Origin of the sequence: Alkalithermobacter paradoxus (assembly GCA_002029295.1) — a bacterium.
GTDB lineage: Bacteria > Bacillota > Clostridia > Peptostreptococcales > Peptostreptococcaceae > Alkalithermobacter > Alkalithermobacter paradoxus.
The window spans coordinates 371971-389606 of the sequence record MZGW01000001.1 but is presented as its reverse complement, the minus strand read 5'-3'; the positions used below and the strand labels follow the sequence as shown (position 1 = coordinate 389606).

Below are 17636 nucleotides of genomic sequence, written 5' to 3'. Positions count from 1 at the left end.
CCTCCCTGTTAGATTTTCACTGATAATCTGACTAATGCTACTTCTTTTTTGTTAAATTCCAATACATTATCATCTACACTTATCTTAATAATATCTCCATCAAATAAACCTATTAAATTACCTTCAAACTGCTTTTGTCCGTTTAAAGGTTTATATAATTTCACCTCTACATCTTTGCCTTTATATCTTTCAAAATCTGAATCTTTCTTAAGTGGTCTGTCAAGACCAGGTGATGATACTTCTAGAAAATAATTTTCTTTTATAGGATCTATATCATCTAATTTCTCTGTTATTGCATTACTAATAGTCTGGCAATCTTTTAAGGATATTCCTCCTTCTTTATCTATGTATATTCTTAAGTATCTATGCCCTGCCTCTAAAACGTATTCTACATCTACTAATTCAAATCCTTCTCTTTCAGTAAAAGGTAATACTAGCTTAGTGACAATTTCTTCAATGCTCTGTCTCATATATCATACCTCCTTGTTTTGTTAAATATATCAAATTTATGATAAGCATTTATGTATTGATAGTTTTATAAAAGCAAAGAGTGGGTAATTTCCCCACTCTTAATTTCTCTCAAAATATGATTTTCAATTCTAGTATATCACACTCCACCTTGTTTTGCAACTCATCATAGAAGTGATAATTGGTTTGTATGTGGCATATCATCAAGACATCCATGATTTTGAAGTGTCTCTATAACAGTCTTAGATATCTTAGTTCTAACTCTTAAATCTTCTACAGATAAGAATTCCTCTTTTTCTCTTTCTTTTGCTATATTTATAGCTGCGTTCTCCCCAACTCCTTGTAATGATATCAATGGCGGCAGCAACTTTCCATCTACAATTTTAAATCTTTTAGCGTCTGACTGATACAAATCTACCTTCATAACTTCAATCTTCCTAGCAAACATCTCCCAGACAACTTCCAAAACCGTAAGCATATTTTTCTCTTTTGCTGTAATATTATTCCCCATTTTTTCAATTTCTTTTATTTTAGATATAACTTTTTCTTTTCCTTGTGCAACTAAGTCAGCATCAAAATCTTCCGCTTTAGTTGTAAAATAAGTTGCATAAAACGCTTCAGGATAATGAACCTTAAAATAAGCAATTCTGAAAGACATCATAACGTAAGCAACCGCATGTGCTTTTGGAAACATATACTTTATTTTATTACAAGAATCTATATACCACTGGGGAACTTTATTTTCTTTCATTGCTTTCTCATATTCTTCAGTTAACCCTTTTCCTTTTCTTACATTTTCCATTATTTTAAATGCCATTTTAGGTTGTAACCCTTTGTATATTAAGTAATTCATTATATCATCTCTTGTAGATATTACGTCTTTTAATTCAGCTATATCATTTCTTACTAGTTCCTGTGCATTATTAAGCCATACATCTGTACCATGTGAAAGCCCAGAAATCCTGACAAGTTCAGCAAATGTAGTTGGTTTTGTATCTATAAGCATCTGTCTAACAAATTTTGTTCCAAACTCAGGTATACCAAAACTAGCTATCTCAGAGTTAATATCTTCAGGCTTTATACCTATAGCTTCCGTTGATGTGAAAATGGACATGGTTTTTTTATCATCTAAAGGTATCTTAGTTGCATTTACTCCTGTTAAATCTTCTAACATTTTTATTATCGTAGGTACATCGTGTCCTAAAATATCTAACTTTAATATCCTACCACTTATTGAGTGATAATCAAAATGAGTTGTTATTACACCTGATGATGGATCATTTGCTGGGTATTGGATAGGAGTAAAGTCATATACGTCTTTATAATGAGGAACAACCATAACTCCACCTGGATGTTGTCCCGATGTTCTCTTTATTCCAGTACATCCACTCGATAGTCTACTTAACTCAGCTGATGTAGCATTTATATTGTTTTCTTCTAAGTATTTCTTAACAAATCCATACGCTGTTTTTTCAGCTATTGTTCCTATAGTGCCAGCTCTAAATACGTATCCTTCTCCAAATAAGTCTTCTGTATACTTATGAGCTGTGGATTGATACTCTCCAGCAAAGTTAAGATCTATATCAGGCTCTTTATCTCCTTCGAACCCTAGAAAAACTTCAAAAGGAATGTCGTGACCTTCTTTTGTAAGCTGCGAACTACATGTTGGGCAATTTGCATCTGGCAAATCTGCTCCTGAGCCAATACTTCCATCAGTAAAAAAATGAGAATATTTGCAATTTGGACATATATAGTGTGGTGGTAAAGGATTTACTTCTGTTATGTCACTCATTGTAGCTGCAAATGACGATCCAACTGATCCCCTAGACCCTACTAAATATCCATCTTCCATTGATTTTGTAACTAGCTTTTGAGCTATTATATACATAACTGCATATCCATTACTTATAATTGAATTTAACTCTCTATCTAATCTATTCTTCACTATTTCTGGAAGCGTATCGCCATATATACTGTGTGCTTTTTCATAGCATGTTCTTCTAAGTTCAGTTTCCGACCCCTCTATTATAGGTGGATATGTTTCATCGGGTATAGGCTTTATCTCTTCAATTTGGTCTGCTATTTTATTTGGATTTGTTATAACAACTTCTTTAGCAAGATCTTCTCCTAGGTAGCTAAATTCGTCAAGCATATCCCTCGTATTTCTGAAGTATAATGGTGTACTCTCATTAGCATCTGCAAATCCCTGGCTATTCTTTAATATTTTTCTAAATATCTCATCATGTTCATCTAAAAAATGAACATCTCCAGTTGCAACAACTAGCTTATTATATTTTTTTCCGATTTCTATTATTTTTCTGTTTATTTCTTTTAATTCATCATAATCTTTTACAATACCTTTTTCGATCATAAATTTATTATTACCTATAGGCATAATCTCTAAATAATCATATAATTTTAAGACTTCATCTAAACTATCTTCATTTGCATTTTTTAAAACTGATTGAAATACTTCTCCAGATTCACATGCAGACCCTATTAATAATCCGTCTTTATATTTTAATAAAATACTTTTAGGTATCCTAGGAGTTTTATAAAAGTAATTTATATGAGACTCTGATATTAATTTATATAGATTCTTCAAACCTTCATGATTTTTAGCTAATATCGTTATGTGATTTGATTTTAATTTCTTATGGTCATCAACTCTAAATGTAGTATTTATTTCTTCTAAAGTAGTTACCCCTCTTTGTTTAAGCATTTCCAAAAACTTTATAAATATATGAGCAGTTGCTTGAGCATCATCAACTGCTCTATGATGGTTTTCAAGTTCTACATTAAGCTCTTTAGCTAAAATATTTAATTTATATCTCTTTAAATTTGGTAGTAATACCTTTGCTAAAGCAATAGTATCTAAATGCGTATTTTCAAAATTAATATTCAATCGTTTTGAGTTTTCTCTTATAAAACCTACATCAAACTCTGAGTTATGAGCAACCAAAACTGAATCTCCTACAAAGTCTAAAAATTTTGGAAGAACTTGTTCAATAGTTTTTGCACTTTTTACCATATCATTTGTTATTCCTGTTAATTGTTGTATGTTGTATGGAATATCAATTTCAGGATTTACTAATGCAGAAAATCTATCCACTATCTTAGAATTTTTTATTTTAACTGCTCCTATTTCTGTTATCCTATCATTTATACTCGATAAACCAGTAGTTTCTATATCAAATACAATAAATGTTTGTTCAAGAGTTAAATTATTTGGCTTCTTAATTATAGGTGTAGTATCATTAATTAAATATCCCTCTACACCATAAATTACTTTTACTCCATACTTTTTCGATGCATCCATTGCCTCTGGAAATGCTTGTACTACGCCATGGTCAGTAATAGCTATAGCTTTATGTCCCCACTTAGCAGCCCGTTCAATTAGTTTCTTTGCAGATGAAACAGCATCCATTGCAGACATTTGTGTATGAAGGTGTAGTTCTACTCTTTTTTCATTGCAATCATCGGTTTTCTCTTTATATTCGTAAGTTTCAATATCGGAAATGCTTAATATCATTTCTTGTGAATAGGTATCAAATATAACATCTCCTCTTATTTTAAGGAATGTATCTATTTTTATATTATTCAATATATTTTCTTTGTTATTTTCCCTTAAGAACAACTTACAATTTATAGAATTGCTGTAATCTGTAACTGAAAGAACTAGGAGAACTCTTCCACCTTTTAATTCTCTAGTTTCAATACCAAATACTTTTCCCTGTATACAAGTCTTGCCGATTTCAGGATGTATATCTTGAATGAGCTCTATTTTATCCTTTATTTCCTTACCGTATAGTATGTGTTGGTTTTCCTTAGAAATATCTTTAACTTCTTTAGTTCTTAAATCAGCTTCTCTACTAACTTCCTTTAACCTTAATTTATCTAATATACTATCAGTTTCCTGTTCTTGTTTCATTATATATTCATTTAAATCTATATCATTTTCTTTGTTAAGTACAAATTCTACACTTATATCTATTCCTAATTCTTCATTTATTATATTTTTTATTGAATACGGGGCATTTTTAGATATAAGCCTTTTGTATAACAACTCATCCTTTATTTCTATATACAAAGTACTTTTTTCAATTTTCCACACTATATCATTAAACATGAAGGAACTAGACGGCATCAAAGATTTTATCACATGTGTTATATTATTCCAATATAACTGTATTATCTTACCCATATCTTCTTTGTGCGAAATATCATATCTTATTTTTATTTTGATGTTATTGAAGTAGTCAAGTTTACTTTTTATTAGTTCTTCAAGACTCTCTATATCTCTTAAATTTATTATATTCTTAGATGTTATATAAAGATAAATAGTTCTATTCTCTTTAAAATATAGAATTTTCTTAAGAAACATGTTTTTTAAATCTATATTACCATTTATATTTACTATATTTAGTTTATCTAGGTATTCTTTTAGTTTCTCCATCATATCCCTCCTAAAAGAACTTCTTCATAGTCCTTAAGATTAGAAAATTCTAGGTAAGTCTACCTAGAATTTTCTAATCTCATCTATTAATTCATCTACCAAATTCTCTGATTTTATTTTCCTTACTATATTTCCTTTTCTAAAAAATAGGCCTTCATTCTTACCTCCTGCAATACCTATATCAGCTTCTTTTGCTTCTCCCGGTCCATTAACAGAACACCCCATTATAGCTACAGTAATATCTTTATCTAGCTTTTCTGTTTTCAATTCGACCTGTGAAACAATATCTATGAGGTTTATATTACATCGTCCACATGTAGGGCAAGATATTATTTTTACCCCTTCTCTTATTAGTCCTAATGATTTTAATATTTCTTTACCTACAAAAACTTCTTCTTTAGGATCTCCTGTTAACGAAACTCTAATAGTATCACCTATTCCATTTATCAGCAGATAACCTATCCCTATTGAAGATTTTATAGTCCCTCTTTTTACACTTCCAGACTCTGTTATTCCTACGTGTAAAGGATAATCTACTTTTGTAGACATAAGTTCGTAAGCCCTTATAGTCGTATATATATCACTAGATTTTAGTGATATAGCAATATTATCAAAGTCCATATCTTCAAGAAGTTTTATATGTCTCATAGCGCTCTCTACTAGTGCTTCAGGAGTTGGTGACTTATACTTTTCTAAAAGATCTTTTTCCAAAGAACCTCCATTTACTCCAATTCTAATTTTTAAAGACCTTTCTTTTGCTTTTTCAACTATAGCTTTAACTCTTTCTAAACTGCCTATATTTCCAGGATTTATCCTTAGACCATCTACACCTTGGTCTATAGATTCCATAGCCAGTCTATAGTCGTAATGTATATCAGCTACCAATGGTATATTTATTTTGCTTTTAATTTGACCTAATTTAGTGGCAGCTTCCATGTCCGGAACTGCTACTCTTATTATATCACATCCTACATCTTCTAGCTCTTTTATCTGATTTACAGTTGAATCTACATCTCTCGTATCAGTAGTAGTCATAGATTGTACTGTTATAGGATTATTTCCTCCTATCATTACATTCCCACAAACTATTTCTTTTGTTTTCCTTTTCAATAGAACCACCTTCTATTTAATTATTCTTAGAATATCCTTATATGTTACGAATATCATCAAAGTCATAAGAAGAACAAATCCTATTAAGTGAACTGTTCCTTCTTTTTCAGGGTCGATTTTCTTTCCTCTTAGGGCTTCCACTATCAAGAATAAAACTCTACTTCCATCTAACGCAGGTATAGGAAGCAAATTTAAGAGCCCTAGATTCAGACTTATAACAGCTGCTAATGAGACTACGTTAAGAATTCCTGTTTCTGCTGCCTGACCTACTAAATTTAATATACCAACAGGCCCTGCTATCTCAGATGATGACGCTCTTCCACTTATTGCTCTTCCTAGGAAAAGTATCATATCATTTAGTATATAAATAACTCTTTGAAACCCATATCTCAATGCTAACAGTATATTCTTTTCTTCTTTAGGTATTATTCCTATTACTGCTCTTCCATTTTCCTCAATAGTCCTAACATTGTAAGTTAATAGCTCATCATTTCGTTTGACTTTAATACTTATATCTTTGCCAGGAGAATTGCCTATCTTATTTATTACATCTTCCCATGTTTTTATTTTACTTTGGTCTATTTCAACTATTTTATCTCCTGCTTGCAACCCTACTTCTCTTGCTGGACGGTTTTCTATTGTACTTTTTATTACAGTTGTTGGTACCCCTATACTAACAAATATAAATGTGAATAATGCTATTGAGAGAATAAAATTCATAATTGGACCTGCTAAAATTATACCTGCTCTTTCGGGAACACTTTTTTTATTAAAGCTCCTTGGGTCATCAGAGGAAGCATCCTCACCCTCCATTCTTATGTACCCACCAAGTGGCAAAACTCTTAAAGTATATTCTGTTTCTACTCCCTTACGGCTGAATATTTTAGGTCCCATACCTATAGCAAATTCATGTACCTTTACACCTGTAGCTTTAGCAACAATAAAGTGACCAAACTCATGAAATAATACTATTACCCCAAAAACTATCAAAGATATAAATATAGTCATTTTTTCACCTTCCTATTTTATACTATTATTAACAAATGTTCTAGTCCAGTTATCTATTTCTATTATTTCTTCTAAGGTTGGTTTTTTTATGCTATTATGTTTTTCCATAGCTTCGCTTATGTAAGTAGGTATATCGTAAAACTTAATTCTATCGTTTAGAAATTCGTTCACTAAAACCTCATTAGCTGCATTCAAAACTGTACAGTAAGTTCCGCCTAACTTTAATGCATCATAGGCCATTTTTAGACATGGGAAAGTGTCTGTATCCGGGTTTTCAAATGTTAATGTTGCTATTCTAGATAAATCTAATCTCTCAAAATTGTTTTCTATTCTATCAGGATATGATAGTGCATACTGTATCGGTAGCTTCATATCAGGATTTCCAAGCTGAGCAATTACTGATCCATCTATAAATTGTACCATAGAATGTATTATACTTTGAGGGTGTACTAGAACTTTTATATCTGAAGGGTCAATGTCAAACATCCATCTAGCTTCTATAACTTCTAATCCTTTATTCATCAAAGTAGCTGAGTCTATGGTTATCTTACTCCCCATATTCCAATTAGGGTGCTTTAGTGCTTGAAGTTTTGTTACATCTAATAACTCGTTCTTAGTTTTTCCCCTGAATGGCCCACCAGAAGCTGTAAGTGTTATATTTTCTATACACTTTGTATCTTCTCCATTTAAACACTGAAATATAGCTGAATGTTCACTATCAACAGGTATTATTTTCACCTCATGCTTTTTAGCTTCATTCATTACAAGTTCTCCAGCGGTAACTAATGTTTCTTTATTTGCAAGAGCTATAGTTTTCTTTGATTTTATAGCTTCAATAGTAGGAATTAATCCTATCATACCTACAAGAGCAGTCAATACTATATCCACATTTTCTAAACTAGATATAGTTTTCAAACCATCCATCCCGCAAAGAACTTCAACATCATCACTTAACATCCTCTTCAATTCAATAGCCTTATTCTCATCATAAACTACAACTACTTCGGGCTTAAACTCCTTTATTTGAGATGATAATTCGTCTATATTTGATTTTACAGCCAATGCTACTACATTAAACTTATCTTTGTTTTGCCTTATAACATCTAAAGTTTGCATTCCTATAGATCCAGTTGAGCCTAATATAGATATATTCTTCATATTATTCATCCTTTCTTAAGTAACATTAATAGCTTCAGAAATCTCTGAAGCTATTTCATAAATATCAAAACATAATAGTATACAAAAGGTGCTGTAAACAAGATACTATCAAATCTATCTAATATACCTCCATGTCCAGGTATTAATTTTCCATAGTCTTTAATTTTTATAAACCTCTTTATTGAAGAAGCAAATAAATCTCCTAATTGTGCTAATATACTTCCTAAAAAACCTATTATTGTTATATGTAAAATGCTAACATCCACTATATATGCAAAAACTATACAAGAAAGAATACTTCCTACAATTCCTCCGATACTTCCTTCTATAGTTTTTTTAGGGCTTACCTGTGGTATTAGTTTATGCTTCCCAAAAAAATATCCACTAAAATAAGCGAATGTATCTGTCATCCATGCTATTATAAATACCACCCAAATGAAATTGTGACCTATAAATTCTTTAATAAATACGATGTGGCTCAAAAAATATGGTATATATATAATACCTAAAAACGTAACTCCCATATCTATAATAGTATATTTTTTCCATATCAATAATATGCTTGAACAGAAAAATAATACTGTAATCATGCTATATACGTAATTAATATCTATCCTAAATACAAAAAATAAAAAAAATACTGTTGATGTAATATACCCTAAAATGTTTATAGGATTTATTTCTTTAAGCCTAAAGGCACTATAAAATTCTTTCAGAGCTATTATGGAAACTATAAATACTCCTAAATAAAGGGGCACTCCTCCATTGATTAGTATGTAAAATAAAAGCGGTAATAATATTACTGATGACAATATTCTTATGAACATAATAAGTATACCCCCTACTTGATGGATCCGTATCTTCTTTCTCTGCTTTGGTAATCCAAAATTGCTTCATGCAAATGCTCTTTTTTGAAGTCTGGCCATAGTATATTCGAAAACCAAAACTCTGTATAAGCTATTTCCCAAAGTAAAAAATTGCTAACTCTATGTTCTCCACTTGACCTAATTAAAATATCAGGATCTGGAAGCATGCTTGTTGTCAAGTATTTTCTCAGGAAATTTTCATCTATTTCTTCAATTTTGAAATTGTTATTTTCATAGTCTTTCAGAATATTTATCAGAGCATCTTTTATATCGTTTCTACTCCCATAATTTAATGCTAGAGTAAGAACTAATCCTGTATTATTTTGTGTAAATTGTATAGATTCATTTAGTTTCTGTAAAGCCATACTTGGTAACTTAGATATATCTCCTATTGTATTCAGTTTAACATTATTTTTGTGTAGCTCCTTTACTTCAACTTGTAAATATTCAACTAATAAACTCATTAAAGCATTCACTTCTTGTTTCGGTCTATTCCAATTTTCTGTAGAAAAAGCATATAAAGTTAAATACTTAACCCCTAGATTACTACATTCTTTTACAATTTCACGTATAGTCTCTATTCCCGCCTTATGACCAAATGTTCTAGGCAAAAATCGTTTTTTAGCCCATCTTCCATTTCCATCCATCACTATAGCTATATGGTTAGGAATATTATTAAAATCAATTTCTCTTTTTAATGTATTACTCATAATAATCCTCCATTTGTATATTTCTCTACCTCTATTCTATAGAGGTAGAGAAATATGTTACAGTCAACTGAACTTCATCGTTTTCTAATTTTTTTATTTTTATTACCCTAGGAATATTTAAAATATCTTGGTCTTTATACCCTTTTATTTCATTTACAGTAAACTTGATGTTATTATCTTTAAGTATCTGATCAGCTTCTGAAAGTTCAAGACCTAAAAGCATATCTATATCCAATTTAAACCTCCATTATTTCCTTGCTCTTTTTCTCTAACATCTCATCTACAACTTTTATATTCTTATCTGTAATTTTTTGAACCTCATCTTGTGCCTTCTTTAAATCATCTTCAGTTATTTCTCCATCTTTTTCCATTTTCTTCAGCTTATCATTCGCTTCTCTTCTTTCGTTTCTAAGTGCTACTTTTGCATTTTCTCCTGTTTTGTTTACTATTTTCAGAAGGTCTTTTCTTCTTTCTTCTGTAAGTTGTGGAATAACTATTCTTATAACTTTACCATCATTTGTAGGATTAAATCCTAAATCAGCATTTTGAATAGCTTTTTCTATACTATTAAGTGCAGACATATCCCATGGTTGAACAACAATAACTCTTGGTTCAGGAGCCGAAACCGTTGCTAACTGCTTAAGAGGTGTTATAGATCCATAATAATCTACAACCACTCTATCAAGCATTGCAGGATTTGCTCTACCAGCTCTTATAACGCTCAATTCTTCTTTTAATACTGACATAGTTTTTTCCATTTTCTCTTCTAATGTTTTATGAATATCTAATCTCATTTTTATTCCTCCTCTACAGATGTTCCTATTGATTTTCCTAAAACAATATCTACTATATTTCTTGGATTATCTAATCCAAATACCCTTATAGGTATTTTATTATCCATACATAAAGACGTTGCTGTTGAATCCATAACTTTTAATCCTCTTTTTAAGACATCCATATACGAAAGCTTATCAAATTTTACAGCATTAGGGTTAAGTTTTGGATCACTGTCGTAAACTCCATCTACTTTCTTAGCAAGCAGTATAACTTCAGCCTCTATTTCTGCTGATCTTAATGCAGCTGCTGTATCTGTCGAGAAATAAGGATTTCCTGTTCCTGCTGCGAATATAACTACTCTTCCTTTATCTAGATGTCTAACAGCTTTTCTTCTTATGTACGGCTCTGCTATTTGTCTCATTTCGATTGCTGTTTGTACTCTAGTTAAAACTCCTATGTTTTCTAATGCATCTTGCATAGCAAGAGAATTTATAACAGTAGCGAGCATTCCCATATAATCAGCAGTGCTTCTGTCCATTCCATCGCTTGATCTTCCTCTCCAGAAGTTCCCTCCACCTACTACTATAGCAACTTCCACTCCTAGGTCATGTAATTCTTTTATAGATACTGCAATCTGATTTACTATATCATTATCAATACCATGACCACACTCTCCAGCTAGAGCCTCTCCACTTAACTTTAGCAATACCCTTTTATATACAGGTTTATCCATAGAAATCCTCCATCCTCACTTTCCAAAAAAGAGAACACGATCGTGTTCTCTTTTTAGACTTTTTAACTAGTTTTTAAGTTGCTTAGCAACTTCTTCTGCAAAGTTTTCTTCTTTCTTCTCTATTCCTTCTCCAACTTCAAATCTTACAGTTTTAGATACGTTTATAGAAGTACCTAATTTCTTAGCAAGATCTTGAACAAGTTGTCCTACTGTAACATCTGGATTCTTTACAAATGGTTGGTCTAATAAGCATACTTCTTTTAATTGTTTATTTAATCTTCCTACAACCATTTTTTCTACTATGTCAGCAGGCTTACCTTCATTTAAAGCTTGTTGTATTAGTATTTCTTTTTCATGAGCTATGTAATCTGGATCTACATCTTTCTGAGATATATATTTTGGATTCATAGCAGCAACTTGCATAGCTATATCTTTACCTAAAGCTACAACTTCATCAGAGTTACTATCTGTTTCCATTTCAACAAGTACTCCTATTTTTCCTCCACCATGAATATATCCTGCTACTTGTCCAGTTTCAACTTCAAATTTATCGAATCTTCTTATGTTCATATTTTCTCCGATTGTTGCTATCTTTGAGTTTAGAGTTTCTTGAACTGTAGATTCTGTATCTAAATATTTCTCATTTGATAATTCTTCAACAGTATTTGCATTCGATTTTAAAACTATAGTAGTTATATCATTAACGAAAGTTTTGAACTCTTCGTTTTTAGCTACGAAATCAGTTTCTGAGTTTACCTCTACTATAGAAGCTTTTTTATTATCTTCTGAAATAGAGATTGAAACTAATCCTTCTGCAGCTATTCTATCAGATTTCTTAGCAGCTTTAGCTAATCCTTTTTCTCTTAATATATCAACTGCTCTTTCTATGTCAGCACCAGAATCTTCTAATGCTTTTTTACAGTCTAACATTCCTGCACCAGTTTTTTCTCTTAACTCTTTTACCATTGCAGCTGTAATTGCCATACTCATCGCCTCCATATATATTATTAAAGGTAAGGGAATTTCCCTTACCCTTTATTATTCTGCTACTTCTTCTGTTTCTTGTTCGTCTTGAACTCCTTGCTTACCTTCTAATATAGCATTACCAAGTGTAGAAGTTATAAGTTTAACAGCTCTTATTGCGTCATCATTTCCTGGAATTGGATAGTCGATTTCTTCTGGATCACAGTTCGTATCAACAATCGCAATAACAGGTATACCTAATTTATGAGCTTCTTTTATAGCTATTCTTTCTTTTCTAGGGTCAACTATGAATAAAGCTCCTGGTAGTTCTTCCATATCTTTTATACCATTTAGGTATTTTTCTAATTTTTCTTTCTCATGTCTTAATTGTATTACTTCTTTCTTTGGAAGAACATTGAATGTTCCATCCTCTTCCATTTTTTCTAATTCTCTTAATCTAGCTATTCTATTTTTAATAGTCTTGTGGTTAGTTAACATTCCACCTAACCATCTTTCATTTACGTAGAACATATTTGTTCTTTCAGCTTCTTCTTTTATAGCTTCTTGAGCTTGTTTTTTAGTACCTACGAATAATATAGGTTTTCCACTTTCAGCAACTTCTTTTGTAAATCTGTATGCTTCTTCGATTTTTTTAACTGTTTTTTGTAAATCGATGATGTAAATTCCATTTCTCTCAGTGAATATGTACTGAGCCATTTTTGGATTCCATCTTCTTGTTTGATGTCCAAAGTGAACACCTGCTTCTAATAATTGTTTCATTGCTATTACTGACATTTAAAGCACCTCCATGGTTTTTTCCTCCGCATTGGTCATCTCCTTAAAATACCTGTTGGCACCGTTTTAAGAATTCCAAAGCGTGTGTAATAATTTCACCCTTGATAGTATAGCATACGAGGATTTCATTTACAATATTTTTTTTATTAGTTAGTTAGTTTGTCTATTATCGATTTCATACTTGAGCCTTTTTTTATGTTTATTTCTCCAACCTTAATTTTACTATTTAAATTAAGTAAATCTAACATTAATTTAAAATCTTCTTTATTATAAATCAATTCATTTTCGTACAATATATCTATTACTCTATGTGAAGTATATCCACTTTTTACTGTAATATTCACATATTCTTCTTTTTCATTTATTTGTATTTTATCATTGTGTTGTTCTTCTTCTATTTCTTCTTTTTCTGAATATCTGTCTTCTATAGATTCTTTTTCGACTTGTACTTCTTTTTTTAAACCGATATTTACTATAGATGTAGTCATAACACCTAAAGAAAGTCCTAATAAAAAAATAAACATTATTATTTTTTTCAAGACTTACCTCCTTCTCTTAATCTCAATATTAAATCTATTTCTCTTATGCTTTTGTTTGTCTTTTTAGCTATTTCTTCTTTTGAATATCCTTTGGCTAACAGTTTTTCTATGTCGCTTGAATAGCTAACTTTTTCTTTATGTACTAACGTGTCTCTTTGTGAATTTTTAATTTTAGTTTCTAACTCATTTAATTTATTTATTATCTTTTGCGATTCATTTTTTCCATTCTCAAACATGACTTCATCTATGTTCTTTAGGTATTTATTTAAAAAGAGTATACTCACAGTAGATATGATTACAGATACAATGATAAAGATATGGTTGACGCTCATGTAAGCCTCCTTGTTAACTTCTAGTAACTATTTGTCCTTCTTCTATACAAATTTGAACTGTAGATGTCCTTTCATTTATATACTTAGTATTTCTTCCTATAACTATTTTACAACCTGGATATATTTCATTTTTAACTATTATTTTTCCACATTTTAAATTGATTATTTCCTCTTCTAATAACTTTATTTCCTTATTAATTAACTCTAACTTTTGAGTAAGCTCTTTATAAGCATCTATGCTTTTAGTTAACAATTGTTTTTTTTCCTGACTTAAAGCTGCTTTTTTCATCATGTCTTTAAGTGAATTTATTGTATATAAAATATTTTTCAGATTTTTCTCTATTATTAATTTTTCTTCATTATATGAGTCTCGCTTTAACTTAAGTTTTGGATTAATTCCAACTTCTATATACGTAGCAGTCTCCATAGGAGATCCTATGGTATTTGCAATAATCTGATTTTTGACTCTTACTTGGCCTCCTACTATCAATCCTTTTTTTCCAATAACATTTAGATCATTTCCACATATTATGATTCCATGGATTATAAAGTCTGTAGTTATGTCGCCTTCACAGATTATTTTTGCATTTTCTATATACTTACAAATTATATTTCCCTCTGAATATATATTTGCCTTATCGTTTCCTTGTATTCCACCCTTTACGATAAGATTTCCTTTCGCCTTAATGATAGCCCCCTCAATTACTCCATTTACTTCTATATTTCCATCTGCTTCTACAATAAATCCTGTCTTTATATCTCCGTTTATAACTATATCTCCATTAAATCTTATGTTTCCTGTAGACGCATCTATATTCCCAGGTATAGTCAATACTGTATTTATCCCTATTCTCCCATCTTTAAAATCAATTCTACCAGCACACATGCTTATGACATGAATTCCATCCTCACTTAGTTTTACATTTTTACCTAGTTTAAAAGCAACATCCTTTCCTAAAGGAGCTTCAACTACCTCCCCTAGCACATTTATGCCGTTAGTTCCTTTTTTAGGAGGCACTTTTTCTGCTAGGATGGCGTTTTTTTCTATATTTTCTACATACCCAAGCTCCTTAAAATCCACTTTTCCATTTTCACACGTTAACGCTTTGAGCTGTTTGTTTGTATTAAAGAAATATTTAATGAACCCGTCTTCTCCTTTAACCGGTTTAAGTCCTTGTGCAATATTTATTGGTGAATTATACATTTTATTAGCTACTATCACATTAAGTAATGGTTCATTTACTCCATATGTGATTTTATTTTTCTCTAAAAAATTAAGTATTTCATCAATAGTAACACATGTGTTCGCATTATATGATTTTATTGTTAAGTAAGCCTGCATCATATTGTCAATTGTGCTTAATACAAGCTCAAATCCATTATATTTTTCTACTACTGATATATTTCCTTTTGAACTCATTTCAATCCCCCTGATACTACATTTTATCCATCTTAACCCCTAATTTTAATATGCTCCTACTATGAATTTGAGATATTCTAGATTCAGATATGTTTAGAATGTTAGCTATCTCTTTATATGTTAATCCCTCATAGTAATATAAATTTATTATTAACTGTTCTCTCTCTGTTAAGCCTTTTATAGCTTTCTTCAGGTTATCTATAGTATCTTTTTCTAACAATGATTCTTCAGGATTCGAATTTATAGAATCATCTTTTATTTGAATTTTTAGATTGTCATTTATCTGTTCTTCTAAAGATATCACATTATAAACATTCGTGTCTTCTAATAACTTCAATACTTCATCTTCAGTTTTGTTTATTTCTTTGCTTATCTCACTAACATTTGGAGTCCTTCCTAAAGTCATTTCTAATTTGCTGTACGCATCTTTCAGTAGTTTAGATTTTTGTCTTACGGACCTTGGTATCCAATCTAAATTTCTTATCTCGTCTATTATGGCTCCTCTGATTCTAACAGATGCATACGTTTCAAATTTTATGTTTTTGCTACAATCATACTTCTGTATAGCATCAATAAGGCCTATTATTCCATAACTCACTAAATCATCATATTCTACATTTGACCCATAGTAGTTATATAATCTGCCAGCTATTATTTTAACTAAGCTTAAATATTGTAGAATCAAGTCTTTCTTTATATCTGATTTCAATATCTCATCCTTTGCTTCTTTATACTTATTCCATAATTCCATCTGGCTCATTTAAATACCCCCGAACTCTTCAAGGTTATTTTGTTAAATCATCTAAATTAATCTCTTTAAAATCATCTTCAGTTCCAATTTGTTCATAACTTTCTTTTAGTATATCACTTAAGTCAGATTCAGTTGGAGGTAGTGTAATATCTATATTTGGCTTGTCTCTATACTTTTTTATATCACCAAATACAAATTTATACAATATGAATGCAAATACATTTATGGAAATAATAGCAACCATATATCTACTTATGAATTCATTAAAACTAAATCCATTGATAATGGAAATGCCAAATATAATGATTGTTATTAAATAGTTTATTATAAATACACTTACTAATTTCCATTTCATATTGCAACACCTAAAATCATATTATTTTTACTTCCTTACCTATGGCTTTAATCTTTAAATTTCCAGTACTACAATCAAACTCTATGGTTCTACCATAATTCCCTAATACATCTTCTGCTATTATAGGTATTTTAAAATACATTAATATATCTTTCACAGCTATTACATTTCTTTTTCCTATGTTTAAATTTTCATTTTGAGCTGATATTTTGAACATTTGAGCCCCACCTGCAATTTTAGCCGTCAATGCGTTTTTATTTGCACCCATTCTTGCTATTTCATTTAGTAATTCCTCAATAGCTGTATCTGCAAATTTTGCTTTATTAGAATTATTTTTTATTTCTTTACTCGAAGGAAGCATAATATGAGCCATTCCAGCAATTTTTCTTGTCTTATCATATATTACTATTCCTACACAAGATCCTAGTCCTAATGTCGTCAAAACATCGTTATTTCTTCCTAGTTTGTAGTCAGCCATTCCAACTTTAATATTATTAGTCATCTTTGAACACTCCTAGGCTTTTGAACAATGTCTTGAACGAGTCTATATCTGGCATTAAGAAAAATTTAGCTACAATCTCATTTTCTCCCTCTGTAAGTTTATTTTCAATTAGAATTATTTTATCACTAATAATTCCATATTCTATCGCTGGAACACTTAGTATGGACCCAGCCATATCTATACTAACAGACGGTACTGAAATATTAGCTTTTAAATTCGATAAAGAGGATATAGAATTTATATACGCACTAGATAATATATTTCCTATTTCCTGTAGGGCTGACAACTGCATATCATTATAATCTATTTCACTAATTTTATGTCCAAATAGTATAGAAAGTAGATTATCACTTGATGATATGTCTAATATCAAAAGCATAGTTCCTTTAATATCTCCAAAAAAGTTTACATATACTCCAACTACACTTAGCTCTTCCCCACCTAATATTTCAACAATCTTTTCTATATTTAATATCTCAACAGAAGGAACTTCCATTTCTATTTTTTTATTTATCATAGCAGATAAAGATGTTGCTGCATTACCCGCTCCTATATTCCCTATTTCTTTAATAACATCTAAATATAATCCTTTAATATCATCCATAGAAAAAGTCATAATAAACGCTCTGAAGAACACTAAGTGTTCTTCTCATACATAAAATGTACATAATGCAGTTTTGCATAGCCCGAGCT

19 protein-coding genes are annotated in these 17636 nt (G+C 30.5%); all 19 read right to left on the bottom strand.

The window, feature by feature from the left end; translation table 11 throughout:
- Window positions 1-8 precede the first annotated feature (8 nt).
- Window positions 9-470 carry a ribosome maturation factor RimP gene (gene rimP, locus CLOTH_RS02075; protein WP_079410747.1) on the bottom strand — a complete coding sequence of 154 codons (462 nt, stop codon included), beginning with the start codon at window positions 468-470 and terminating at the stop codon, window positions 9-11.
- 164 nt (window positions 471-634) lie between these two features.
- Window positions 635-4924: a PolC-type DNA polymerase III gene (locus CLOTH_RS02070; protein ID WP_079410745.1), complete on the bottom strand. Its 4290-nt coding sequence runs from the start codon at window positions 4922-4924 to the stop codon at window positions 635-637.
- 63 nt (window positions 4925-4987) lie between these two features.
- The gene (ispG, locus tag CLOTH_RS02065; RefSeq protein ID WP_143715398.1) at window positions 4988-6043 is read right to left on the bottom strand and encodes a flavodoxin-dependent (E)-4-hydroxy-3-methylbut-2-enyl-diphosphate synthase; all 1056 of its coding nucleotides are present in this window, start codon (window positions 6041-6043) and stop codon (window positions 4988-4990) included.
- 3 nt (window positions 6044-6046) lie between these two features.
- Window positions 6047-7042: an RIP metalloprotease RseP gene (gene rseP / locus CLOTH_RS02060; RefSeq protein ID WP_079410741.1), complete on the bottom strand. Its 996-nt coding sequence runs from the start codon at window positions 7040-7042 to the stop codon at window positions 6047-6049.
- A 12-nt stretch (window positions 7043-7054) separates the two neighbouring features.
- Window positions 7055-8200 carry a 1-deoxy-D-xylulose-5-phosphate reductoisomerase gene (locus tag CLOTH_RS02055; protein WP_079410739.1) on the bottom strand — a complete coding sequence of 382 codons (1146 nt, stop codon included), beginning with the start codon at window positions 8198-8200 and terminating at the stop codon, window positions 7055-7057.
- Between the two features lie 50 nt (window positions 8201-8250).
- On the bottom strand, window positions 8251-9027 hold the full coding sequence (locus CLOTH_RS02050; protein ID WP_331721959.1) for a phosphatidate cytidylyltransferase: 777 nt from the start codon (window positions 9025-9027) through the stop codon (window positions 8251-8253).
- Between the two features lie 14 nt (window positions 9028-9041).
- Window positions 9042-9776, bottom strand: a complete 735-nt coding sequence (locus CLOTH_RS02045; protein WP_079410735.1) for an isoprenyl transferase — start codon at window positions 9774-9776, stop codon at window positions 9042-9044.
- Between the two features lie 31 nt (window positions 9777-9807).
- Window positions 9808-10011 carry a hypothetical protein gene (locus CLOTH_RS02040; RefSeq protein ID WP_079410733.1) on the bottom strand — a complete coding sequence of 68 codons (204 nt, stop codon included), beginning with the start codon at window positions 10009-10011 and terminating at the stop codon, window positions 9808-9810.
- Window position 10012: 1 nt separating this feature from the next.
- A complete protein-coding gene (gene frr, locus CLOTH_RS02035; protein ID WP_079410731.1) occupies window positions 10013-10570 on the bottom strand; it encodes a ribosome recycling factor in 558 nt (185 codons plus the stop codon).
- A 2-nt stretch (window positions 10571-10572) separates the two neighbouring features.
- A complete protein-coding gene (gene pyrH, locus CLOTH_RS02030; RefSeq protein WP_079410729.1) occupies window positions 10573-11286 on the bottom strand; it encodes a UMP kinase in 714 nt (237 codons plus the stop codon).
- A gap of 66 nt (window positions 11287-11352) precedes the next feature.
- On the bottom strand, window positions 11353-12270 hold the full coding sequence (tsf, locus tag CLOTH_RS02025; RefSeq protein ID WP_079410727.1) for a translation elongation factor Ts: 918 nt from the start codon (window positions 12268-12270) through the stop codon (window positions 11353-11355).
- Between the two features lie 54 nt (window positions 12271-12324).
- Window positions 12325-13044 (bottom strand): 30S ribosomal protein S2, encoded by a 720-nt coding sequence (gene rpsB, locus CLOTH_RS02020; RefSeq protein ID WP_079410725.1) that lies wholly within the window; start codon window positions 13042-13044, stop codon window positions 12325-12327.
- A 146-nt stretch (window positions 13045-13190) separates the two neighbouring features.
- A complete protein-coding gene (locus tag CLOTH_RS02015; RefSeq protein ID WP_079410723.1) occupies window positions 13191-13583 on the bottom strand; it encodes an endolytic transglycosylase MltG in 393 nt (130 codons plus the stop codon).
- The gene (locus tag CLOTH_RS02010) at window positions 13580-13915 is read right to left on the bottom strand and encodes a hypothetical protein (protein ID WP_079410721.1); all 336 of its coding nucleotides are present in this window, start codon (window positions 13913-13915) and stop codon (window positions 13580-13582) included. Before CLOTH_RS02010 ends, CLOTH_RS02015 begins: the two co-directional genes overlap by 4 nt.
- A 13-nt stretch (window positions 13916-13928) precedes the next feature.
- Window positions 13929-15335, bottom strand: a complete 1407-nt coding sequence (locus CLOTH_RS02005; RefSeq protein WP_079410719.1) for a DUF342 domain-containing protein — start codon at window positions 15333-15335, stop codon at window positions 13929-13931.
- Window positions 15336-15351: 16 nt separating this feature from the next.
- Complete coding sequence (locus CLOTH_RS02000; RefSeq protein WP_079410717.1) at window positions 15352-16095, bottom strand: sigma-70 family RNA polymerase sigma factor; 744 nt, start codon at window positions 16093-16095, stop codon at window positions 15352-15354.
- Window positions 16096-16120: 25 nt separating this feature from the next.
- Entirely contained in the window at window positions 16121-16441 is a 321-nt protein-coding gene (locus CLOTH_RS01995) for a hypothetical protein (protein WP_079410716.1), read from the bottom strand.
- 16 nt (window positions 16442-16457) lie between these two features.
- Window positions 16458-16943, bottom strand: coding sequence for a chemotaxis protein CheD (locus tag CLOTH_RS01990; protein WP_079410714.1), 486 nt, complete (start codon window positions 16941-16943; stop codon window positions 16458-16460).
- Window positions 16936-17547, bottom strand: a complete 612-nt coding sequence (locus tag CLOTH_RS01985) for a chemotaxis protein CheC (RefSeq protein WP_331721958.1) — start codon at window positions 17545-17547, stop codon at window positions 16936-16938. Before CLOTH_RS01985 ends, CLOTH_RS01990 begins: the two co-directional genes overlap by 8 nt.
- Window positions 17548-17636 lie beyond the last annotated feature (89 nt).